General features: G+C 67.6%; 15 protein-coding genes. 11 read left to right on the top strand and 4 right to left on the bottom strand.

Annotated elements, in window-relative coordinates:
• Positions 1-39 precede the first annotated feature (39 nt).
• The 10 genes from IEQ11_RS07650 (at position 40) to IEQ11_RS07605 (ending at position 13319) form a co-directional block, all read left to right on the top strand.
• Positions 40-1041, top strand: coding sequence for a GAF domain-containing protein (locus IEQ11_RS07650; RefSeq protein ID WP_194735090.1), 1002 nt, complete (start codon positions 40-42; stop codon positions 1039-1041).
• Positions 1038-4400: a serine/threonine-protein kinase gene (locus IEQ11_RS07645; protein ID WP_191821410.1), complete on the top strand. Its 3363-nt coding sequence runs from the start codon at positions 1038-1040 to the stop codon at positions 4398-4400. Before IEQ11_RS07650 ends, IEQ11_RS07645 begins: the two co-directional genes overlap by 4 nt.
• On the top strand, positions 4397-5113 hold the full coding sequence (locus IEQ11_RS07640) for a sensor histidine kinase (protein WP_191821409.1): 717 nt from the start codon (positions 4397-4399) through the stop codon (positions 5111-5113). The genes IEQ11_RS07645 and IEQ11_RS07640 overlap by 4 nt, the downstream gene beginning before the upstream one ends.
• An 82-nt stretch (positions 5114-5195) precedes the next feature.
• Positions 5196-5843: a response regulator gene (locus IEQ11_RS07635; protein WP_036101948.1), complete on the top strand. Its 648-nt coding sequence runs from the start codon at positions 5196-5198 to the stop codon at positions 5841-5843.
• A gap of 293 nt (positions 5844-6136) precedes the next feature.
• Complete coding sequence (locus IEQ11_RS07630) at positions 6137-6619, top strand: LEA/WHy family protein (RefSeq protein ID WP_046656026.1); 483 nt, start codon at positions 6137-6139, stop codon at positions 6617-6619.
• 143 nt (positions 6620-6762) lie between these two features.
• Positions 6763-8553 (top strand): acyl-CoA dehydrogenase C-terminal domain-containing protein, encoded by a 1791-nt coding sequence (locus IEQ11_RS07625; RefSeq protein ID WP_191821408.1) that lies wholly within the window; start codon positions 6763-6765, stop codon positions 8551-8553.
• A gap of 529 nt (positions 8554-9082) precedes the next feature.
• The gene (locus IEQ11_RS07620; RefSeq protein WP_310981747.1) at positions 9083-9595 is read left to right on the top strand and encodes an HNH endonuclease; all 513 of its coding nucleotides are present in this window, start codon (positions 9083-9085) and stop codon (positions 9593-9595) included.
• A 141-nt stretch (positions 9596-9736) separates the two neighbouring features.
• Positions 9737-10924, top strand: coding sequence for a hypothetical protein (locus tag IEQ11_RS07615; RefSeq protein WP_191821454.1), 1188 nt, complete (start codon positions 9737-9739; stop codon positions 10922-10924).
• Positions 10925-11119: 195 nt separating this feature from the next.
• Positions 11120-13027, top strand: a complete 1908-nt coding sequence (gene dxs / locus IEQ11_RS07610; protein ID WP_191821407.1) for a 1-deoxy-D-xylulose-5-phosphate synthase — start codon at positions 11120-11122, stop codon at positions 13025-13027.
• A gap of 13 nt (positions 13028-13040) precedes the next feature.
• Entirely contained in the window at positions 13041-13319 is a 279-nt protein-coding gene (locus IEQ11_RS07605; protein WP_191821406.1) for a hypothetical protein, read from the top strand.
• 24 nt (positions 13320-13343) lie between these two features.
• Here IEQ11_RS07605 and IEQ11_RS07600 read toward each other — a convergent pair whose 3' ends face one another.
• The 3 genes from IEQ11_RS07600 to IEQ11_RS07590 are packed head-to-tail and all read right to left on the bottom strand — an operon-like array spanning position 13344 to position 15639.
• Positions 13344-13676 (bottom strand): DUF3325 domain-containing protein, encoded by a 333-nt coding sequence (locus tag IEQ11_RS07600; protein ID WP_051546703.1) that lies wholly within the window; start codon positions 13674-13676, stop codon positions 13344-13346.
• Between the two features lie 12 nt (positions 13677-13688).
• On the bottom strand, positions 13689-15269 hold the full coding sequence (locus IEQ11_RS07595) for a PepSY-associated TM helix domain-containing protein (RefSeq protein WP_191821405.1): 1581 nt from the start codon (positions 15267-15269) through the stop codon (positions 13689-13691).
• Positions 15270-15288: 19 nt separating this feature from the next.
• Complete coding sequence (locus IEQ11_RS07590; protein ID WP_228464507.1) at positions 15289-15639, bottom strand: hypothetical protein; 351 nt, start codon at positions 15637-15639, stop codon at positions 15289-15291.
• A gap of 258 nt (positions 15640-15897) precedes the next feature.
• Between IEQ11_RS07590 and IEQ11_RS07585 the strand changes: the two genes are divergently transcribed.
• The gene (locus tag IEQ11_RS07585) at positions 15898-16911 is read left to right on the top strand and encodes a TraB/GumN family protein (RefSeq protein WP_036101941.1); all 1014 of its coding nucleotides are present in this window, start codon (positions 15898-15900) and stop codon (positions 16909-16911) included.
• 131 nt (positions 16912-17042) lie between these two features.
• Here IEQ11_RS07585 and IEQ11_RS07580 read toward each other — a convergent pair whose 3' ends face one another.
• A complete protein-coding gene (locus IEQ11_RS07580) occupies positions 17043-18992 on the bottom strand; it encodes an acyltransferase family protein (RefSeq protein WP_191821404.1) in 1950 nt (649 codons plus the stop codon).
• Between the last annotated feature and the right edge of the window lie 441 nt (positions 18993-19433).

Below are 19433 nucleotides of genomic sequence, written 5' to 3'. Positions count from 1 at the left end.
CAGGCGCGGGACGTCATGGCCGCGCGCTAAGATGCGGCCATGCCGGCTCGCCTGATCGCATACCCGCCCGAAGCCGCCGCCATCAGCCGATGGATACCCGACGGCTCGCGCGTGCAGATAGGCCGCGACAGCGATTGCGGGCTGCGCATCGACCACCCGACCGTGTCGCGCAGCCACGCCGAATTGCTGCACGACGAAAACGGCTGGCAGTTGCTCGACCTGGGCAGCAAGAACGGCTCGCACGTCGACGGCATCGAGATCAGCCGCGCGCGGCTGGACCAGGGCGAGTGCTGGCTGCGCTTCGGCGATGTGCTGTGCGAGTTCTCGGTGATCGATGAAGTCTGCGCGCACGACCAGCAACAACGCCAGCGCGCGCAGCGCGACCTGTCGGCGGCGTGGACGCGCCGGATCGAGGTCGAACGGCTCGGCATCGGCGCGACCGTGATCGCGGCGGCCGAACCCTCGCCCGAACCCGCCGCTGCGCCGGCGCCCGGTAATGCCGCGCCCGCGAACGCCGAACCCGACCGCCGCGATCCCGGCGCCGGCCTCGCCGACGACATCCTGCGCGGCGTGGTCGAACTGGCCGGCTGCAGCCGCGGTTTCCTGCTGCTGGCGCAGGACGGCGACTTCGTCGTGCGCGCCAGCCTGATGCTCGACCGCGACGCGCTGCAGCAGCGCGCGTTCTCCGGCAGCGTCGGCGCGGTCCAGCGCTGCCTGGCCGAGCGCCGGCCGATCGTGGTCAACTGGATCGCCGACGAACTGTGGCTGGCGCGCCGCGCCTCGGTCCTCGCCGGCGGCCTCAAGAGCCTGGTCTGCCTGCCGCTGCTGCACGCCGGTCGCGTGCTCGGCGCGGTCTATGCCGATCGCCGCGGCGCCGGCGAGGCGATCAGCGAATTCGACCTGGAACTGCTGTGCGCCTTCGCCGACAGCGCCGCGCTGTGGCTGCTCGCGCAGCGCGCGTTCGACGCGCTGGCGCCGGACCCGGCCGGGTCGGCGCAACGCTGGGGCCGGATCGTCGACGCCCAGGTCACCACGCCATGAGCGAACCGACCGCGACCGGCATCTACACCCAGCACAGCCTCAAGCCCGGCGCGATGCTGGCCGGCCGTTTCCGCATCGAAGCGCTGATCGGGGTCGGCGGCATGGGCGTGGTCTACCGCGCCCGCGACACCGCGCTCGACGTCGACGTGGCCCTGAAACTGCTGCGGCCGGAACTGGCCGCGCGCGGCGACGCGTTCGAACGTTTCCGCCAGGAACTGCTGACCGCGCGCCAGGTGTCCAGCCCGCGGGTGGTGCGCATCCACGACCTGATCCGGCACGAGCAGCAATGGCTGATCGGCATGGACCTGATCGACGGCGAGGCGCTGGACAAGCGCTTGGACCGCGACGGCGCGCTGCCGATCGACGATGCGATCGCGATCGCGCGGCAGATCGCCGAGGGCCTGGCGGCGGCGCATGCGCGCGGGGTGATCCATCGCGATCTCAAACCCGCCAACGTATTGATCGACCGCGCCGGCGACGCCTACATCAGCGATTTCGGCGTGGCCCGCTCGCTCGCCGGCAGCGGCCTGACCCAGACCGGCGCGATCGTCGGCACGCCCGATTACCTCTCGCCCGAACAGGCGCGCGGCGAACCCAGCGACGGGCGCAGCGATCTGTACGCGCTCGGCTTGATCCTGCACGAAATGCTGACCGGCAAGATGCCGTTCGACGGCGGCACGATCAGCGAGATCCTGGCCCAGCGCATGCTGCGCACACCGCCGCCGGTCAGCCGCCTGCGCGCCGATACGCCGGTGTGGCTGGTGCGACTGGTCGACCGGCTGCTGCGTTCGCAACCCGCGCATCGGCTGCAAAGCGCGCAGGCGGTGATGCAGGCGATCGATACCCGCCACGTCGCGCGCGACTGGCGGCCGGGCAAGACGTTGTGGATCGGCGCGGCCAGCGCTGCGTTGCTCGCCGCCTTGGGCATGGGTGCGTGGCTGTGGCGCTCGCCCGCGCCATCGCCGGCTACGCCCGCTTCGCTCTCCGCGGCGTCGCTGGCGGCGACGCTGCACCGGATCGTGGTATCGCCGTTGCAGGCGCCGGCCGGCGCGGTCGATGCCGAACAGGCCCGCGCCTTCACCGCCTTGCTGCGCGAAGCGCTCTCCACCCTGCCCGGCCTGGCCGTGGTCGACGACGAACGCAGCCAGCAGGCGATCCGTCAGCTCGATCCCAGCGGTGCCGCGCCGCCGAGCGCCGCCGATCTGGCCCGGATCGCGCGCGCCGATCGCATCGTCTCGCTGCAACTGAGCCGGCACGAAGGCCAGTGGCGAATGCAGGCGCGGTTGCACGACGGCGCCGCCGCGCCGCGCATCGTCGCGACCGGCGACGGCGCGACCGCGCTGCGCGCGTTCACCGCATTGATCGCCTCGCAGCGCCTGAGCGATCTGCCCGGCGTGCAGACCTCGACGGCGACGGCGACACCGCTGCCGCTGCCTTCGTCCGATGCGGCCTTGCAGGCCTATGGCGCGGGCCTGCTCGCGCGCCAGAACAGCGACATCGCCGCAGCCATCGCCGGCTTCACCGCGGCCACCGCGCAAGCGCCGGATTTCATATCGGCCTGGCTCGCCCTGGCCGATGCGAACCAGGCGGCCGGCGATATCGACGCCGCCTATGCCGCGCTCGAAAACAGCCAGCGGCCCGGCAAAGGCAATGCGCCAATGCAGGCCTACGTATCGGCGCAGCGCGCGCAACTCGACGGCGACGCCGAAGCCGCGACCAACTACTGGCGCCAGCGCCTGCGCGCGACGCCCGACGACACCTACGCCGCGCTCGGCCTGGCGCGCGCGCTCGGCGCCGGCGGCGATCCGGCCGCCGCGATCGCGCAGGCGCGTACGCTCAGCGAGCGCGATCCCGACGACCCGCGCGCCTGGTTCGAACGCGGCAAGTTCTCGATCCTGCACGGCCAGGCGCAGCAGGCGGTCGACGACTATCTGGTGCGCGCGCTGGTGCTGTACAAGCGCAGCGGCAACCGCTACGGCGAAGGCGAAACCGTCAATGCGCTCGGCATCGGCTATGCGCGCCTGGGTCAGAACGATCACGCCCAGGCGCAATACCGGCAAGCGGTGGAACTGCGCCGCGCGGTCGGCAACCGGCGCGGGCTCGCGACCAGCCTGCGCAATCTCGGCAATGTGCTGGTGTTGACCGGCCAGTTCGACGAGGCCCAACGCAGCCTGCAGCAAGCGCGCGAACTGCACGCCGCGCTCGACGATCGCCACGGTTTGGCCGCGGTCGAGAACGAACTGGGCCTGCTCGCCGAAGAACGCGGCGACTATCCCGGCGCGCTGGCCGCGTTCCGCCGCGCGCTGTCGGCCTGGCAACAGGCCGGCGATGCCGGCGGCACCGCGCAGGCGCTCAACGACATCGGCTTTGCCCATTATCAACTCGGCGCCTACGACGACGCCGAGGCCTATCTGCAGCAATCGCAGGCGGCCTACGCCAAGCTCGATGACGAAACCGGACGCATCCGCACCGCACAGAACCTCGGCCAGCTCGCCGCCGCGCGCGGGCAATGGCCGCTGGCGCGCGAACGCCTGCAATCCTCGCTGCGCGACGCGCTGGCCAAGCAGATGATGGAAGAGGCCGCGGTGAGCCGGCGCAATCTGGCCGAACTGGAACTGATGCAGGGCCATCTCGGCGCGGCCTTGGAACAGGTTGCGCAGGCCGACGCCTTGTTCCGCCAGCGCAGCGACGCGCGCGGCCAGGTCGATGTCGGCCTGCTGCGCACGCAAGCCTTGCTGCGCGCCGACGCCGACGATCAGGCGCGCAAGAGCCTGGCCGAACTGACCGCGCAGATCGCCGCCGCCTCGTCCGAGCAACGCGGCATCGCCGCGCTGCTTCAGGCCGAACTGGCGCGGCGCGCGAACGACCGCGACGGCGCGCGACGCGCCCTGACCGAAGCGCAGCGCGACGCGCAGGCCTCGGGCGTGCGTCTGCTGCAATTGCAGGTGGCGTTGCAGGCGGCCGGCGACGGCCGCTTGCCCGCGGCCGTGGAGGCGCAGATCGCCGCGCTCGGCCACGCCGGCCTGCGCCTGCAATGGACCCAGGCGCGCATGCGCGAAGCGCTGGCGCGGCACGACCCGACCGCCGCGCTGCGCATCTATCGCGACATCCAACCGGTGCTGCGCCGTGGCGACAATCTCGAAGCCGCCGCGCTGCACACGCTGGCCGTCAGCGCCGCGCATGCGGCCGGCGACAAGGCGCTCGCAGCGACGGCCGAGAACGACGCCGCGACCGCGCGACAACGCTTGCGCGAACAATTGCCGCCGGCCTTGCGCGCCGGCGCGGAGCGCGCGGCATTGGCGCAAACCGCGCCGCACGCGTCGCCGCAAGCCGAACCCGCCACGGCGCCGCGCCCATGAACGACGCCGTCGAACTGCGCGAGCTGTACCAACAACTGCTCGAACGGCTGGAACGCAACGAGCGCGAGTTCCGCCGGCTCGGCCGCGCGGTGTGGAAAGTGCAGGAAGACGAACGCCGCCGGATCGCGCGCGAGCTGCACGACGGCGTCGGCCAGAACCTCACCGTGCTCAAGCATCGCCTGCACGAACTCGACGCGGCCTTGCCCGCGCAGCCGGCCGGCTTGCGCGACACCGTCGCCGCCGCGCTGGCGCTGTGCGGCGACACCCTGGAGGACACGCGCGAACTGTCGCGCCTGCTGCGGCCGCCGATCCTCGACGACCTCGGCCTGGAAGCGGCATTGCGCTGGCTGGTGCGCAGCCAGAGCCAGGCCAGCGGCGCGCGCGTCGATCTGCAGATCGAGGCCCTGCCCGAGCTGGACGGCGAACTGCAGACCCTGCTGTTCCGGGTCACCCAGGAAGCGCTGACCAATGCCGCCAAGCACGCCGCCGCGAGCCACGTGCGCGTGCGCCTGCAGCGCCAGGGCGCGGCGCTGTCGCTGGACATCGAAGACGACGGCCGCGGCTGCGACCCCGCGCTCGCGCTCGGCAGCGGCGGCACCGGCCTGGGCGGCATGCGCGAACGCCTGCGCCTGTACGGCGGCCGCCTGCACTTGCGCGGCGCGCCCGGCGCGGGCTTGCGCGTGAGTGCGCAGGTGCCGCTGGATTACACATGAAACCCACTTGATCGACACATCGCCGTTCGCCGCGTCGACGCCCGCGCTTGACGCCCGCCGCGACCCTGCCCACCCTGCGACGATGCAGTCTCCGCCCGTACGCGTCCTGATCGCCGACGACCACACCATGGTCCGCGAAAGCCTGGTGCAGCTGCTGCGCGGCGGCGGCATCGACGTGGTCGCCCAGGCCGCCGACGGCCTGGACACGCTCAGGCAGGCCGAGGCCACGCGCCCGGACGTGGTCGTCACCGATCTGTCGATGCCGCGTCTGAGCGGGCTGGAAGTGATCCGCCGCCTGTACGAAACCCTGCCCGACACGCGCGTGCTGGTGCTGACCATGCACCAGGAGGACGAGTACATCCTGCAGGCGGTTCGGGCCGGCGCGACCGGCTACATGGTCAAGGACAGCCCGGCCGCCGAACTGCTCGCCGCGGTGCACAGCGTGCATGCCGGCAAGGGCTATTTCGGCCCGCAGGCGGCGCGCGCGCTGGCCGAGCAACTGCGTCATCCCGAACGCGACCTGGGCGATCCCTACGGCCGCCTGACCGCGCGCGAACGCGAGGTGTTCCATCTGATCGCCGAGGGCCTGACCACCAAGGAAATCGCGCGCCAGCTCAGCATCAGCGTGAAGACCGCGGAGAACCACCGGGCGCGGGTGCTGGAAAAGCTCGGGGTGCGCAATACCGTGGAACTGGTGCGGTATGCGTTGCGCAAGCGGTTGCTGGATTGAGCTGGGGCGGCGGCTCGCGGGGTGAAGCGAATCCCCCGCGCTGTGGACGATGACCTGATAACGACCCCGCGCCGGGCGCTTGCCCCCTTTTCCAAAGTGGGCACCGATTCACGCGCCGCACCCCGATCGCTGCGAAGACGGCCGAAGGACCGCCCCTTTGTAGAGGGGGGCCAAGGGGATTTGCCGCAACCGCCGACCAACCCGCCACGAACCGCCGATCCCGGCCCTGCCGGCGCCACCATGCGCCGTAGTATCCTCGCCTGCCAATCTGGCGATAGCGACGGAGCAGCGGCATGAAAGCAGGGGCCTGGGTGCGGATGGTCGGTCTGACGATGATGGTGGCGTTGCTGGCCAGTTGCGGCACCGGGCCGGTCCGCCGCGTCTCCGAGCCGGCCGCGCGCATTCAGCAGCTGACCGTGCACGCCAACGGCAGTTGGGCGGTGGAAGTGCGGATCGAGAACTTCAGCAGCATCCCGATGCGCTTCGACCGCTTCGACCTGCAGCTCAAGCTCGGCGAGGACGCCGCCGGCCAGTTGCAGGCCCAGCCCGGCCTGTCGATCGGCCCCGAATCGGCCGACGTGGTCAAGGTCGAGCTGACCCCGAGCGGCGCGGCCAAGCTCGCCATCGCCGACGCCCTGTCCGGCGGCCGCAGCCTGAACTACAGCCTCAAGGGCGACATCTTCGCCACCCCCGACGAAGCCAAGCAGCGCACCTACACCATCGAGCGCAGCAGCGCGCTGAGCCCGGCGCCTGGGTTGCCTGGGGTGATGAGGTAGAGCCGGGAATCGGGAATGGGGAATGGGGAATCGGGAATCGGAAAGACAAAAGCCCGACGTCCCGCTCTCGTTGCGTTCCCACCCGCCCCTCGCACCTGCGCTTTTCCGATTCCCGATTCCCCATTCCCCATTCCCGGACAACCATGAGCACCTACAAAGCCCCCCTCACCGACATGCGTTTCGTGCTGTTCGACCTGCTCGGCGCCGAAGCGCAGTTCGAGCGCCTGGGTTACGCCGACGCGACCCGCGACACGCTCGATGCCGTGCTCGAAGAAGGCGCGCGCTTCAACGAAACCGTGCTCGCCCCGCTCAACAGCATCGGCGACCAGATCGGCTGCAGCCACGACAAGGCCACCGGCGCGGTCACCACGCCGCCGGGCTTCAAGCAGGCCTATACCCAGTTCGTCGAAGGCGGCTGGTCGGGCCTCACCGCGGAAGTGAAGTTCGGCGGCCAAGGCCTGCCGCACGCGGCCGGCGTGCCGCTCAAGGAAATGATCGACGCGGCCAACCTGGCCTGGGGCAATTTCCCGCTGCTGTCGCACGGCGCGACCGAGGCGCTGCTGCATCACGGTGAGGAATGGCAGCAGGAGGTGTTCCTCAAGCCGCTGGTCGAAGGCCGCTGGACCGGCACCATGTGCCTCACCGAACCGCATTGCGGCACCGACCTGGGCCTGCTCAAGACCAAGGCCGAACCGCAGGCCGACGGCTCGTACTCGATCACCGGCACCAAGATCTTCATCACCGCCGGCGAGCACGACCTCACCGACAACATCATCCACCTGGTGCTCGCGCGCCTGCCCGACGCACCGGCCGGCAGCAAGGGCATTTCCTTGTTCATCGTGCCGAAGATCAAGGTCGCGCGCGACGGCAGCGTCGGCGAGGCCAACGCGGTGCGCTGCGGCAGCCTCGAACACAAGATGGGCATCCACGGCTCGGCCACCTGCGTGATGAATTTCGACGGCGCGCAGGGCTATCTGATCGGCCAGCCGAACAAGGGCCTGATGGCCATGTTTACGATGATGAATACCGCGCGCCTCGCGGTCGGTCTGCAGGGCCTGGGCCTGTCCGACCGCGCGCTGCAGAACGCGCTGCGCTATTCGCGCGACCGTCTGCAGATGCGTTCGCTGTCGGGCACCAAGTTCCCGGAACTGCCGGCCGATCCGATCATCGTCCATCCCGACGTGCGGCGCATGCTGCTGACCTGCAAGGCACTGGTCGAAGGCGGCCGCGCGATGGGTTACGACGCCGCGCTGCAGGTCGATATCGCCCATGCCGCGCCGGACGAAAAGGAACGCGCCGAGGCCGACGCGCTGATCGGTTTCATGACCCCGATCGTCAAGGCCTGCCTGACCGAATGGGGCGTGGAGTGCACCTATCACGCGCTGCAATGTTTCGGCGGCCACGGCTACATCGCCGAGCACGGCATGGAACAGCTCGCCCGCGACGCACGCATCACCACCTTGTACGAAGGCACCACCGGCATCCAGGCGCTGGACCTGCTCGGCCGCAAGGTCATGCAGCTGCAAGGCGCGGGCCTGCAGGTGATGCTGGCGAAGATCGAAGCGTTCTGCGCCGAAAACGAAGCCAACGCCGCGGTCGCCGAATTCGTCGCGCCGCTGCGCAAGATCGCGGCCGAATGGATGCAGCTGACCATGAGCATCGGCAAGCGCGCCGCGGCCAATGCCGACGAAGTCGGCGCGGCGGCCTACGACTACCTGTTCTATTCGGGCTACGTGTCGCTGGCCTACTGGTGGGCGCGCAGCGTCGCCGCGGCTGAAGCGTCGAAGCAGTCTCAGGGTTTCAAGGACAGCAAGCGCGAGACCGCGCGTTTCTACTTCAGCCGCATCCTGCCGCGCACCCAGGCGCACAAGGCCGCGATCGACAGCGGCACCGCGCCGCTGATGGACCTGTCGGCCGAAGGTTTCGGCGACTGAGCCCGTCCGGCGCGGAAAGCGTCGATGCCTGAGACCTCCTAAGAAGGTTCTCAGGCTCGACGCTGCCGCGTCGCGACCTCGCCCGAATTGCAATCCGCACCCACCGCGATCGCCACGGCTCCCACTGTAGGAGCTGCGCAAGCTGCGACCGCGCCGCCGCAAGCCCCGGCGCAAATTCCGATCAGGCGAACACCGAGCATCGCGACTCACCCGCCCGGGTGAGCACGCGCGATCGTCCACCGACCCCGCCGATGTGCCGCCGGTCGGTCGACAACAGGTCGCCCCGTCTACACAAAATGTAATCCAGAGGGTATAAGCTGGGTCCCCGATGGAGACCGATAGAGCGAAGATCCGCCTGGTCCGAACCGGAACCCACGCTGAAATGCTTCAGCGTGAGCCGGATGCCTCGGGTGTCCCCGATCCTTACTCGCCGTGGCTCGGTCCACGCGCGGTGCCGCGCAACGCCCTGGAACGACTCAACTCGGTGCGACTGCTGTCGCTCGACGCGCATGGGCGGGTGCTGGACTGGATGAACTGGCAGGAAGCCAGCTGCCTGTACGCACGCGGCGCGGTCGCCTGGACCCTCGGCGAACCCTGCCTGGAAGTGCACGGCGGCATCAACCGCTTCACCGGCGAGCGCAGCGTGCTCGAACTGCATCCCATCGTCGCCGCGCGCGGCCATGCGCGGCCCGGCGCGCTCGATCCCACGCCCACCTTGACCAACGCCGCGCTGTTCGCGCGCGACGGTCATCTGTGCATGTACTGCGGCCACGACTTCCATCGCCCGCACCTGACCCGCGATCACGTCGTGCCGGTGTCCAAGGGCGGCCGCGACCTGTGGGAGAACGTGGTCGCCGCCTGCTTCGCCTGCAATTCGCGCAAGGGCAACCGCACCCCGCAGCAGGCGGGCATGCCGCTGCTGGCGGTGCCGTACCGGCCCAGCTGGGTCGAGCATCTGATCCTGTCGAACAGGAACATCCTGGCCGATCAGATGGCGTTCTTGAAAAACCAGCTGCCGAAGAAAGCCCGCCTCAACGGCTGAAGTCGTGAAACGCGTCGCAGTATTCACAAAATAGCCGCACCGAATGTGCCAATCAGTGCGCATATGCGACGTCAAGCGCGCGTTGACGACAATCCAGTCGTCCCGGACACTCGTCGCCATCGACTTACGGATGTAATCAAGATGCCTTTGACCCTCGGTCTGACCGGTATGGACCCGGCGACGGAGTCTGCTTTGCAGACGGCCTTCAAGGTCGCCAACGCTCAACTCGGCGGTCACTGGAGTCTCGTGCCCGAACAACAGGCCGATTTCGTCGTGGTCGACATGGACAGCATGTACGGCCCGATGAGCTGGCTGCGCCTGCACGCCTCGGGCAAGTCGGTGATCGCGCTGACCGCCGCGCAGCGCACCCAGGCCGACCACCTGCTGGCGCATCCGTTCAGCGCCGACTCGATGGCGACCCTGCTCGGCGAAATCGCGACCCTCAGCGGCCACGCGATCGCCAAGCCCGCGCCCGCCGCGGCGCCGACCGCGATCGAGATTCCCAAGCAGCCGCGCACCGATCCGACCGCGGCGCTGCCCGACGTGGTGGTCGACCTGCTCGAAACCGACCTGGCCCAGGCCAAGGCGGCCGCGCAGCAGTCCGCGCCGGCGCCGGTCGCCGCGCCGCCCGCGGAAGCGGTGGTTCCGGCGCCCGCCGCGCCTGCGCCGGTTGCGCCCGCTCCGGTTGCCGCCGCGCCTGCCGCACCCGCTGCCGCGCCCGTGGCCGCCGCGCCCGCCGTCGCCAACCCGGCGGTACCCAGCATCACCGCGCGCGGCGACGGCCTGCTCGACTGGCTGGTCGCCGGCCGTCTGCGCGGCCTGCTGCGCGTGGGCAGCGGCGAAGAACGCCTGCTGATCGACGCCGATCAGCGCAAATACCACGGCCCGGCCGCGCTCAAGCCGCTGGCGGGCTTGTTCGACCGCGGCTTCGCCCCGTCCGAATTCGAACTGCTTCCCGCCGCGCAGTGGGACAGCGCCGCCGCCCAGCTCGGCGCGCCGATGCCGCTGGCGCGGCTGGTGTGGTTCGGCAACCTGCTGGCCGGCCACGGCCGCCTCGCCCCGGGCTACGACCCGCAGCGCCGCTACCGCATGACCAAGTGGCCGCAGACCGAGCGCGAATACCCCAAGCACTTCCGCATCGCCACGGTGATGATGAAGGCGCCGTCGACGGTGACCGAGATCGCCGAGGCCAGCGGCGTGACCGAGGCCGAAGTCGCCGATTTCATCAACGCCAACCTCGCCACCGGCTTCGCCGAGGCCGAGGGCGATCCGACCCCGGCCGAGCCGGCCAAGTCCGGCGGCCTGTTCGGGCGCCTGCGCGGTCGCTGAGGCGGCTGCGACCAATCGTCGCGGCGTTACCACCCACACCGTCGCGGCCAACGCCGCGACGGTCGCAGAACCGCGATTCCGCCCGCTTAGGCACGCTTTTTCGGTCACGGGGCTGAACATCAAACCGTCACACTTCTTGCTCGCCTCACGCGGGGGCGGGACAATGCCCGACTAGCAGAAAGCCAGATGGTCGGAATGATCGATTCGCAGCGCTACCCGCGTCTTTCACGCATCCAGGTCCCCGCCGATCTGCGCCGCTTTCCCGAAGAGGAACTGCCGGCCATCGCCGAGGAGCTGCGCGCCTATTTGATCGAACAAGTCGCGCTGGTCGGCGGCCACTTCGGCGCCGGCCTGGGCGTGATCGAACTCACCGTCGCCCTGCACTGGCTGTACGAGACTCCGGTCGATCGTCTGGTCTGGGACGTCGGCCATCAGTGCTATCCACACAAGATCCTGACCGGCCGCCGCGACGAGATCCACACCGTCAAACAGAAGGACGGCGTCGCTCCGTTCCCGAAGCGCGACGAATCGCAATACGACACCTTCGGCGTCGGCCACAGCTCGACTTCGATCTCGGCCGCGCTCGGCATGGCCATCGCCGCGCAGCGCAAGAACGACGAGCGCAAGATCGTCGCGGTGATCGGCGACGGCGCGATGACCGCCGGCATGGCGTTCGAAGCGCTCGCCCATGCCGGCGGCATGACCGATCCGGAACCGAACCTGCTGGTGATCCTCAACGACAACCAGATGTCGATTTCCGAGAACGTCGGCGGCGTCACCAAGATGCTCGGCCGGCTCACCGGCAGCCGCACGCTCAACGCGATCCGCGAAGGCGGCAAGAAGCTGCTCGGCGACAAGCGCAAGCCGGCGGCCAAGTTCGTGCGCCGCTGGGAAGAACACTGGAAGGGCATGTTCGTGCCGTCCACGTTCTTCGAGGAAGTCGGTTTCCATTACACCGGCCCGATCGACGGCCACGACCTGCCCGCCTTGCTCGGCGCGATGAAGACGCTCAAGGGCCTCAAGGGCCCGCAGCTGCTGCACATCATCACCACCAAGGGCAAAGGCTACGAACTCGCCGAAGGCGATCAGATCGGCTATCACGCGGTCGGCCCGTTCGATCCCGAGAAGGGCCTGATCAGCAAGCCCGGCGCGAAGAAGCCGAGCTACACCGACATCTTCAGCGAATGGCTGTGCGACATGGCCGCCGCCGACGAGCGCCTGATGGGCATCACCCCGGCGATGCGCGAAGGCTCGGGCCTGGTGCGTTTCAGCAAGGAATACCCGCAGCGCTATTTCGACGTCGCCATCGCCGAGCAGCATGCGGTGACGCTGGCGGCCGGCATGGCCTGCGAAGGCGCGAAACCGGTGGTCGCGATCTACTCGACCTTCCTGCAGCGCGGCTACGACCAACTGGTGCACGACGTCGCGATCCAGAACCTCGACGTGCTGTTCGCGATCGATCGCGGCGGCGTGGTCGGCCCGGACGGCGCCACCCATGCCGGCAATCTGGATCTGTCCTACCTGCGCTGCGTGCCGAACATGGTGGTGATGGCGCCGGCCGACGAAGACGAATGCCGCAAGATGCTCAGCACCGGCCATCGTTACGAAGGCCCGGCCGCGGTGCGTTATCCGCGCGGCACCGGTCCGGGCGTCGCGATCCAGCCCGGCCTGGACACCTTGCCGATCGGCAAGGCCGAACTGCGCCGCCAAGGTTCGCGCATCGCCCTGCTCGCATTCGGCGCGATCGTGCCGGCGGCCGAAGCCGTCGCCACCGAACTGGGGCTGACGCTGGTCAACATGCGCTTCGTCAAACCCTTGGACCGTTCGCTGATTGTCGAGTTGGCCAAGACTCACGAAGGCTTCGTGACCCTCGAAGACAACGTCGTCGCCGGCGGCGCCGGCAGCGGCGTGGCCGAATTGCTGGCCGCCGAAGGCATCGTGCTGCCGGTGTTGCACCTGGGCCTGCCCGACGAATTCCAGCATCACGCCAGCCGCGAACAGCTGCTGGCCGAAGCCGGCCTGGATGCGGCGTCGATTCGCGCGTCGGTGCTCAAGCGCTGGCCGCAGTTGCTGGCGGTGCCGCCGCAGACCGCGATCAGGTGAGCGAGACGATCGGATGAGCGGACCGGCCGCATCGTCGACGGCGATGAAGCGGCTGCTCGCCCTGCTCGGATCGATCGCCGCCTACAACGACAAAGGCTGGCAGTGGTCCGGCCACGATGCCGCGCACAGCGAAGCCTTGCGCGCCGGTTGGTCGCGGGAGATACGCGGCTTGCTCGATACGATCGAGGCCGATGCGCTACCGGCGCAGCTCAGGCAGGAATTGCTGACTCGCGCGCCGGTGCAGGACGGCGACGGCGTCTATGTCGAGAAATTGAAGCGCTGGATCGCGTGAGACGCGACGTGGGCGGCTATCGCGTCAACCAGCCCAGAACGGAATCAACACCACGGCGCTGAGCAGCGCGACCGCCGCGATCTTCGTGCTCGCGCGCGGCAGCATCGTCATCAGCACACTCCACGCCAACGCCGAAATGATCAGCGCGGCGGTCCAGAAGATCGGCCCCTGCGCCCAGCCCCAGCCGTACACGAACAAGCCGAAATCCACCGCCAGCAGCAGCCATCCGGCGCCTCGCAGCACGCGCGCGCGCGAGGCGTCGAAAGCGTTGGCGAACACCTGCCGATGGTGCTTTTCCAGCCCCAGGCTCAACAGGCACCACGCTGCGATTCCCAGGCTCAGACCCAACCAAAGCATGCGCGCGCCTCCTCAGCGATCCGCGAGCGCGGGTTGGTTGCCCGACTCGTTGCCGCGCTCGGCGCGACGCGGTTTGCGCTCGACGATCGGCTGCCGCGCCTTGACGAAACTGTTGCGCGCCAGCAACGCGAATCCCGCGCCCAGCGCGAACGCGGTCAGGTCGACCGCGGCCAGCGACCAGTCGCCGCGCGCGATGGTCGCGAGCAGATGGCTGTTCGGCGCGGTCGCCAGATTCACCAGCGGAATCAGCGCGAACGCCACCGCGTTGATCGCGAAGAACTGGCCCCAGCCGCGCTTGTGCACCGCCGGGATCGCCGCGTACAGCGTGGCCGCGATCCAGACCGCGCAGAACACGGTGATCTCGGCGTTGGCGCGCTGCGCGATCTCGGCCGGGATCAGGCGATTGGCGATCACCATCGCCGCGCTCGCCAGCGGCAAGCCGCCGACCACGCCGAGGTTGAGCGCCTGCACCAGGCCGTAACCCGATGCGCTGCCGGCCTCGGCGATCTTCTTCGCGCGCTTGCTGACCCACACCTGCATGCCGCTGGCGATCATCACGCAGCCGGCCAGGCCCATCACGAAATACAGCCAGCGCAGCGCGCTGCCGCCCCACTGCGCCATGTGCATGCCGCCGAGGAAGGTATAGGTCTTGTAACCGGCCTGCGGCGCGCCCGACTGGTGCAGGAACTTGCCGTCGTTGGCGTCGTAGAACACCGAGTTGAAATTCCAGGCCACGTCGCGGCTGTGATCGCCGCCGAAGGAAATCGTCGCGCTGGTGTCGTCGGGGTGATGCACGCTGACCCAGGTGATCGGCTGGCCCAGACGCTGGCGCGCGTCGGCGACCAATTTGTCGACCGGATAGATCGTCTTCAGTTCCTTGCCGGTTTCCGGCCGCTCGTAACTGTCCGCGGCCTCGACAAAGAATTTCTCGACATCGCCGTTGTACGCCGCGTTCAACCCGGCCGGCATGTAGTTGGCGACGAAGATCGCCACGCCCGTGTAGGCGATCATCAGATGGAACGGCAGACCGAGTACGCCGGTCAGATTGTGTCCGTCGAGCCAGGCGCGCTGGCCGCCGGTCTTCGGCCGGAAGGTGAAGAAGTCCTTGAAGATGCGCTTGTGGATCACGATCCCGGTCAGGATCGCGATCAGCATGAACATGCCGGCGATGCCGACGATGTACATGCCCCACACCGGCGAATGCAGGTTGTAGTGCAGGGTGAAGAAGAATTCGCCGCCGGCGGTTTCGGGAATTTTCTTGCCGGTGGCCGGATCGAGATTGATCAGGTCCGGATCGCCAAGGTCGTAGTACACCCCGCCTTCCAGCGACTTGCTGCGTTCGCTCGGCAAGGTCACGTAGTACGCATGCGGATGCGGCTTGGATACTTTCTGCAACTGGACGATGGACTGGTCCAGATCGATGCTTTCGCCGCTGCGCTCATGGCCGTGCAGCGCCGGCTGCATCCAGTGAGTGAGCTCCTTATCGAAGCAGGCGATGGTGCCGCCGACGAAGATCACGAACAGCAGCCAGCCGATCACCAGCCCGGCCCAGGTATGCAGCCAGGCCATCGCCTGGGAGAAGGAATTCTTCATGCGTGCGCCCTCACCGTACTCATGGCCGCGCCGCGGCTTCGGGGAACAGCAACGCCACCGCGTACATCGCGCCCGCCCACAGCGCCAGCACCCAGCACGCGCGCCAGGCGCTGCGCGCGGCGAAGGCGTACATCGCCGCCGCGCACCACACGAAGAAGCACAGCAGACTCGCCGCCACCACCCTGTCGTTACGCGTGAACGGCAAAACCACGGTGCCGAACGCCGTGAACCCATAAGCGACCAGATAACCGATCACGGTCGCGGCAAGCGCGCGCAACGCGACACCGCCGCGATATCCCCACGACAGGGTCGGACGCGGCTTGCGCGAAACAGCGGAGGCGGAGGCCGTGGGGGCGAGCGTGTCGGTCATGCGAAGTTCGTAGGCGGACGAGGGCCGGGCCAGCTTCCTGCCGCGCGGTCGGACGCCCGCGGCGGCGGGCCAGCGCTCAGTCTAGTTGCCAATGGTTCTCATTTGCAAACCATCCGCGGTCGCGAATTGGATCGAACCGGCGGCGCAAACCCGCCTTGCCGGACCGGTCCGGTTACAGATGAGTACACAGCGGCGACCGGGGAACGGCTACGATCCGGCTTCCGCCGAGCCCCCATCCCCCGCTCAGGAGCGTTACGGATGCGTCGTGCCTTCATCGTCCTCGCCTTGCTGGCGCTGCTGCCCGGCGCCGCCGCCGCGCAGACCGCGCCGGCCCAGCCCGCCGCCCCGCCGAGCGGCGACATCCGCGACTTCGACACCCTGGTGGTCACCGGCGAACAGCCCGGGCCCGGGCTGTGGAAAGTCATGCGCGGCGGTCACGTGCTGTGGATCCTCGGCACCCTGAGCCCGCTGCCCAAGGACATGACCTGGCTGTCGCGCCAGGTCGAGGCGACCATCGCCGAATCGCAGGAAGTCATCGCCCCGCCCTCGGTCAGCTTCGGCACCGAACTGGGCGTGGTGCGCACGATGATGCTGATCCCCACCGCGCTCAAGGCGCGCAAGAACCCCGACGGCAAGACCCTGCAGGAAGTGGTTCCGGCCGACCTGTACGCGCGCTGGACCACGCTCAAGGCGCGCTACATCGGCCGCGACGGCGGGGTCGAGAAATGGCGCCCGATCTTCGCCGCGCAGGAGCTTTACGAAGCGGCGATCAAGCAGTCCGGGATGTCGCTCAAGGGCGTGGTGCAACCGGTGGTCGACAAGGCCGCCAAGCAGCACGACGTGCCGATCACCGAAGCGCGCGTGACCCTGAAGATCGACGACCCCAAGGCCACCTTGAAGGAATTCTCGGCCAGCGCGCTCGACGACCGCGAATGCTTCGCCAAGACCTTGTCGCGGATCGAAAGCGACCTCGAATCGATGCGCGCGCGCGGCAACGCCTGGGCGATCGGCGACATCGCCACCCTGCGCACCCTGCCGCAGGGCGACCAATACCGCACCTGCCTGGAAGCGCTCGCCGCGACCGGCGTGGCCAAGCGCCTCAACCTGGGCGACCTGCGCCAGCGCGTCACCGCGCATTGGCTGGAACGCGCCGAAGACGCGATCGCGAAAAACAACAGCACCTTCGCGACCCTGCCCGTCGCCGACCTGCTGGAAACCGGCGGGCTGCTGGATAAGCTGCGCGCGGCGGGGTATACGGTCGAGGATCCGTAGGTCGGGATTCGGGATTTTTGAACGAACGTTGCTTCGCGGCGCAGGCCACGTAATCTTTTGCGGGACTGGCTTCAGCCCCTGACACTGTTTCGATCGAACTAAAAAATTCAACGCATTGCCATAAGCCCACCCTATCGTGGAGCCCCCACCGCGCACGCAGCGCCACCGGCCTCGTTGAACGCCTCATGCATGCAACGCGTCGCATTGCGTCGTTTCCATTGTTCGGCAAACCCGGTCGCAGCAGCCACAGAAACATGATTGCTATCCCAATACAAAGGCACCCCGCTGCGGAGCACTCCGCAACTATTCTTGTTACAGAAATAGTCCAGCGGATCGATCAACTCGACGTTTGAATTCGTCCTTGCCACTTCAGCCAGCACCTTGCGTGCAATCGCCGTCCGCGCCAGATACCTGGATTTCGGCTCGGCGCAGGCATCCAACCTGTTGAGATCGACGCACTGCTGAGCTCGCGCGGACAATTCGGGCGTGGGTTCGATGATAAGTACTCTTCCTACGGATTTACTCGCTCTCGCGATCGTTGCGACCAGCTTGGAAGCGAATGCGTTCGCGTCTGTTGACTCAAGGTAGCGATGCCACCTGGCCGCAATGATCAACGTGTGCGGCCGTTGCTCGGCCAGGAAGTCCATCGCCATGTCGTTCGATTGCCTGCACAACTGCACTTTCGTAACCGCATGCTCTTTGGATCCCCAATCAAGCACAGGCGCGCAAGCGTCGCGAGTCACATTGATCGCGGCGCCATCCGTGATCGCCCAGGCAAATGGTTGCCATGCAAGCGCATGCGAGTCGCCCCAAATCACGGTATCGATCTTGCCAGGCCTGGATGCGCAGCTCGGATCGGGGCGATTGGGTACCGCGCGTCCGCCTTCCGCATGGCAACGTTCCATGTTCAACGGCCGGTCGCTGGAAATGCCCGTCATCCTTGGCCCGCTGGCGGCCTGGCTGTCGATAACCCAGGCCGTTGCAAGCGAAGCCACGGCCAACACGACCGACAAAAAAATGCCTGTTACAACCGTGCGGCGAGACCGATCTCCACCCCGTTGCCGCCAAGGCTGCTCGATCCAGCGATAGCTCGCGATTGAAAGAATCAACGCAAGGACGACCAGTCCAAACAGATCCACAGAATGCAGCGACCCGATCTTGTTCGCCTTTGCTACAGCCAATAGTGGCCAGTGCCACAGGTACAGCGAGTACGAAATCCGCCCGATCATGACCATAGGCCGCCAGCGCAAGAAATATCCGACCCCGCCCAGATTCCCCTGGCCATGTACGCCCCAGAGGATCAATGCCGCCCCCAAGACCGCGCCAGCAGCGCCCATCCCTGGAAAATGCGTAGTCGGAAGCAACTCGCACATTGCCGCAATTATGATAGCCGCGCCGACGTAGACGGCCGCCAAAGCGCCACGTGATGGGCGAGACGGAAGCATCGCGATCAGCCCGCCTGCCGCCAATTCCCATAGCCTGGGAAGCATCTGAAAAAAAGCGCTGTCGCTTTCTTCACGGATCAAGTATTCCGCGAACCCTATTGACGTCGTCGCGAGCAGGAACGTCGCGGCAACCATATGCGAACGCTTTGTCTTCGTTACCAGGATCAGAAAGATAGGCCAGACCAGATAGAACTGCTCCTCCACGCCAAGCGACCACAAGTGCAGCAAAGGCATGGTGGCCGCATCGGCGTCGAAGTAGCCACCCGACACATGCTGAAAGTAGAAGTTCGCTGCGAACACAAAAGAAGATGCCGCCGAGAAAGCGACTGCACTTTTGTCCGAGTAACCTGGAACAAACCATACGGAAAGCAGGACCGTCACAACGCAAACCACGATCAGTATCGGCAGCAGTCTGCGCACCCTGCGCGCATAGAACCCCATGAGATCCACTCGACCGGTATCGAGCCGCTCACGCAAAATCAGGGATGTGATCAAGTAGCCTGATATCGCGAAGAACACATCCACGCCGACAAAACCACTTGCAATCGGTCTGACCCCCGCGTGGTAGAACACCACACCGATAATCGCGAGCGCCCGCAATCCGTCGATCTCTGGCCGATAGTTGATATTGCTCATCGCTGGATTATGCCGCAGCACGGCATTACCCAGTAACCGAGACCACCACTGGCTTGCGCGTGCCAAGCCGCATAGTTCCCGTGATCTGGACTACCCCATAGATCACATACGATCATTCCTCGGTTGCGCGAACGCGCGACCTAGCATCAGGTCGCCCTATCGCAACGCAGAATCAAGATAGCGCCTGCAGCTTCGGGCCATTGGTGACGAACGAACACGCCGACAGCATGACCGGGCGACCCTACAGCGGGGCTGTACGAGTAGCCATGATGCGACGGGGCGTCGATCGATGCCGTCGTCCAATTCGTACGGATGATCGTGATGTCCTGGTCGCAGCCATCGACCCAAAGATCATCGATCGCGGACAGATCGATCGCCGCGCGGACGTTATCACCGACCGCACCGAAATCCTTGCGCTGGCCTGCTCGCGCAATTTGTCGC

It is taken from the genome of Lysobacter capsici, assembly GCF_014779555.2.
GTDB lineage: Bacteria > Pseudomonadota > Gammaproteobacteria > Xanthomonadales > Xanthomonadaceae > Lysobacter > Lysobacter capsici.
The sequence above is the reverse complement of the archived record's forward strand: the minus strand, read 5'-3'. Positions and strand labels throughout refer to the sequence as shown.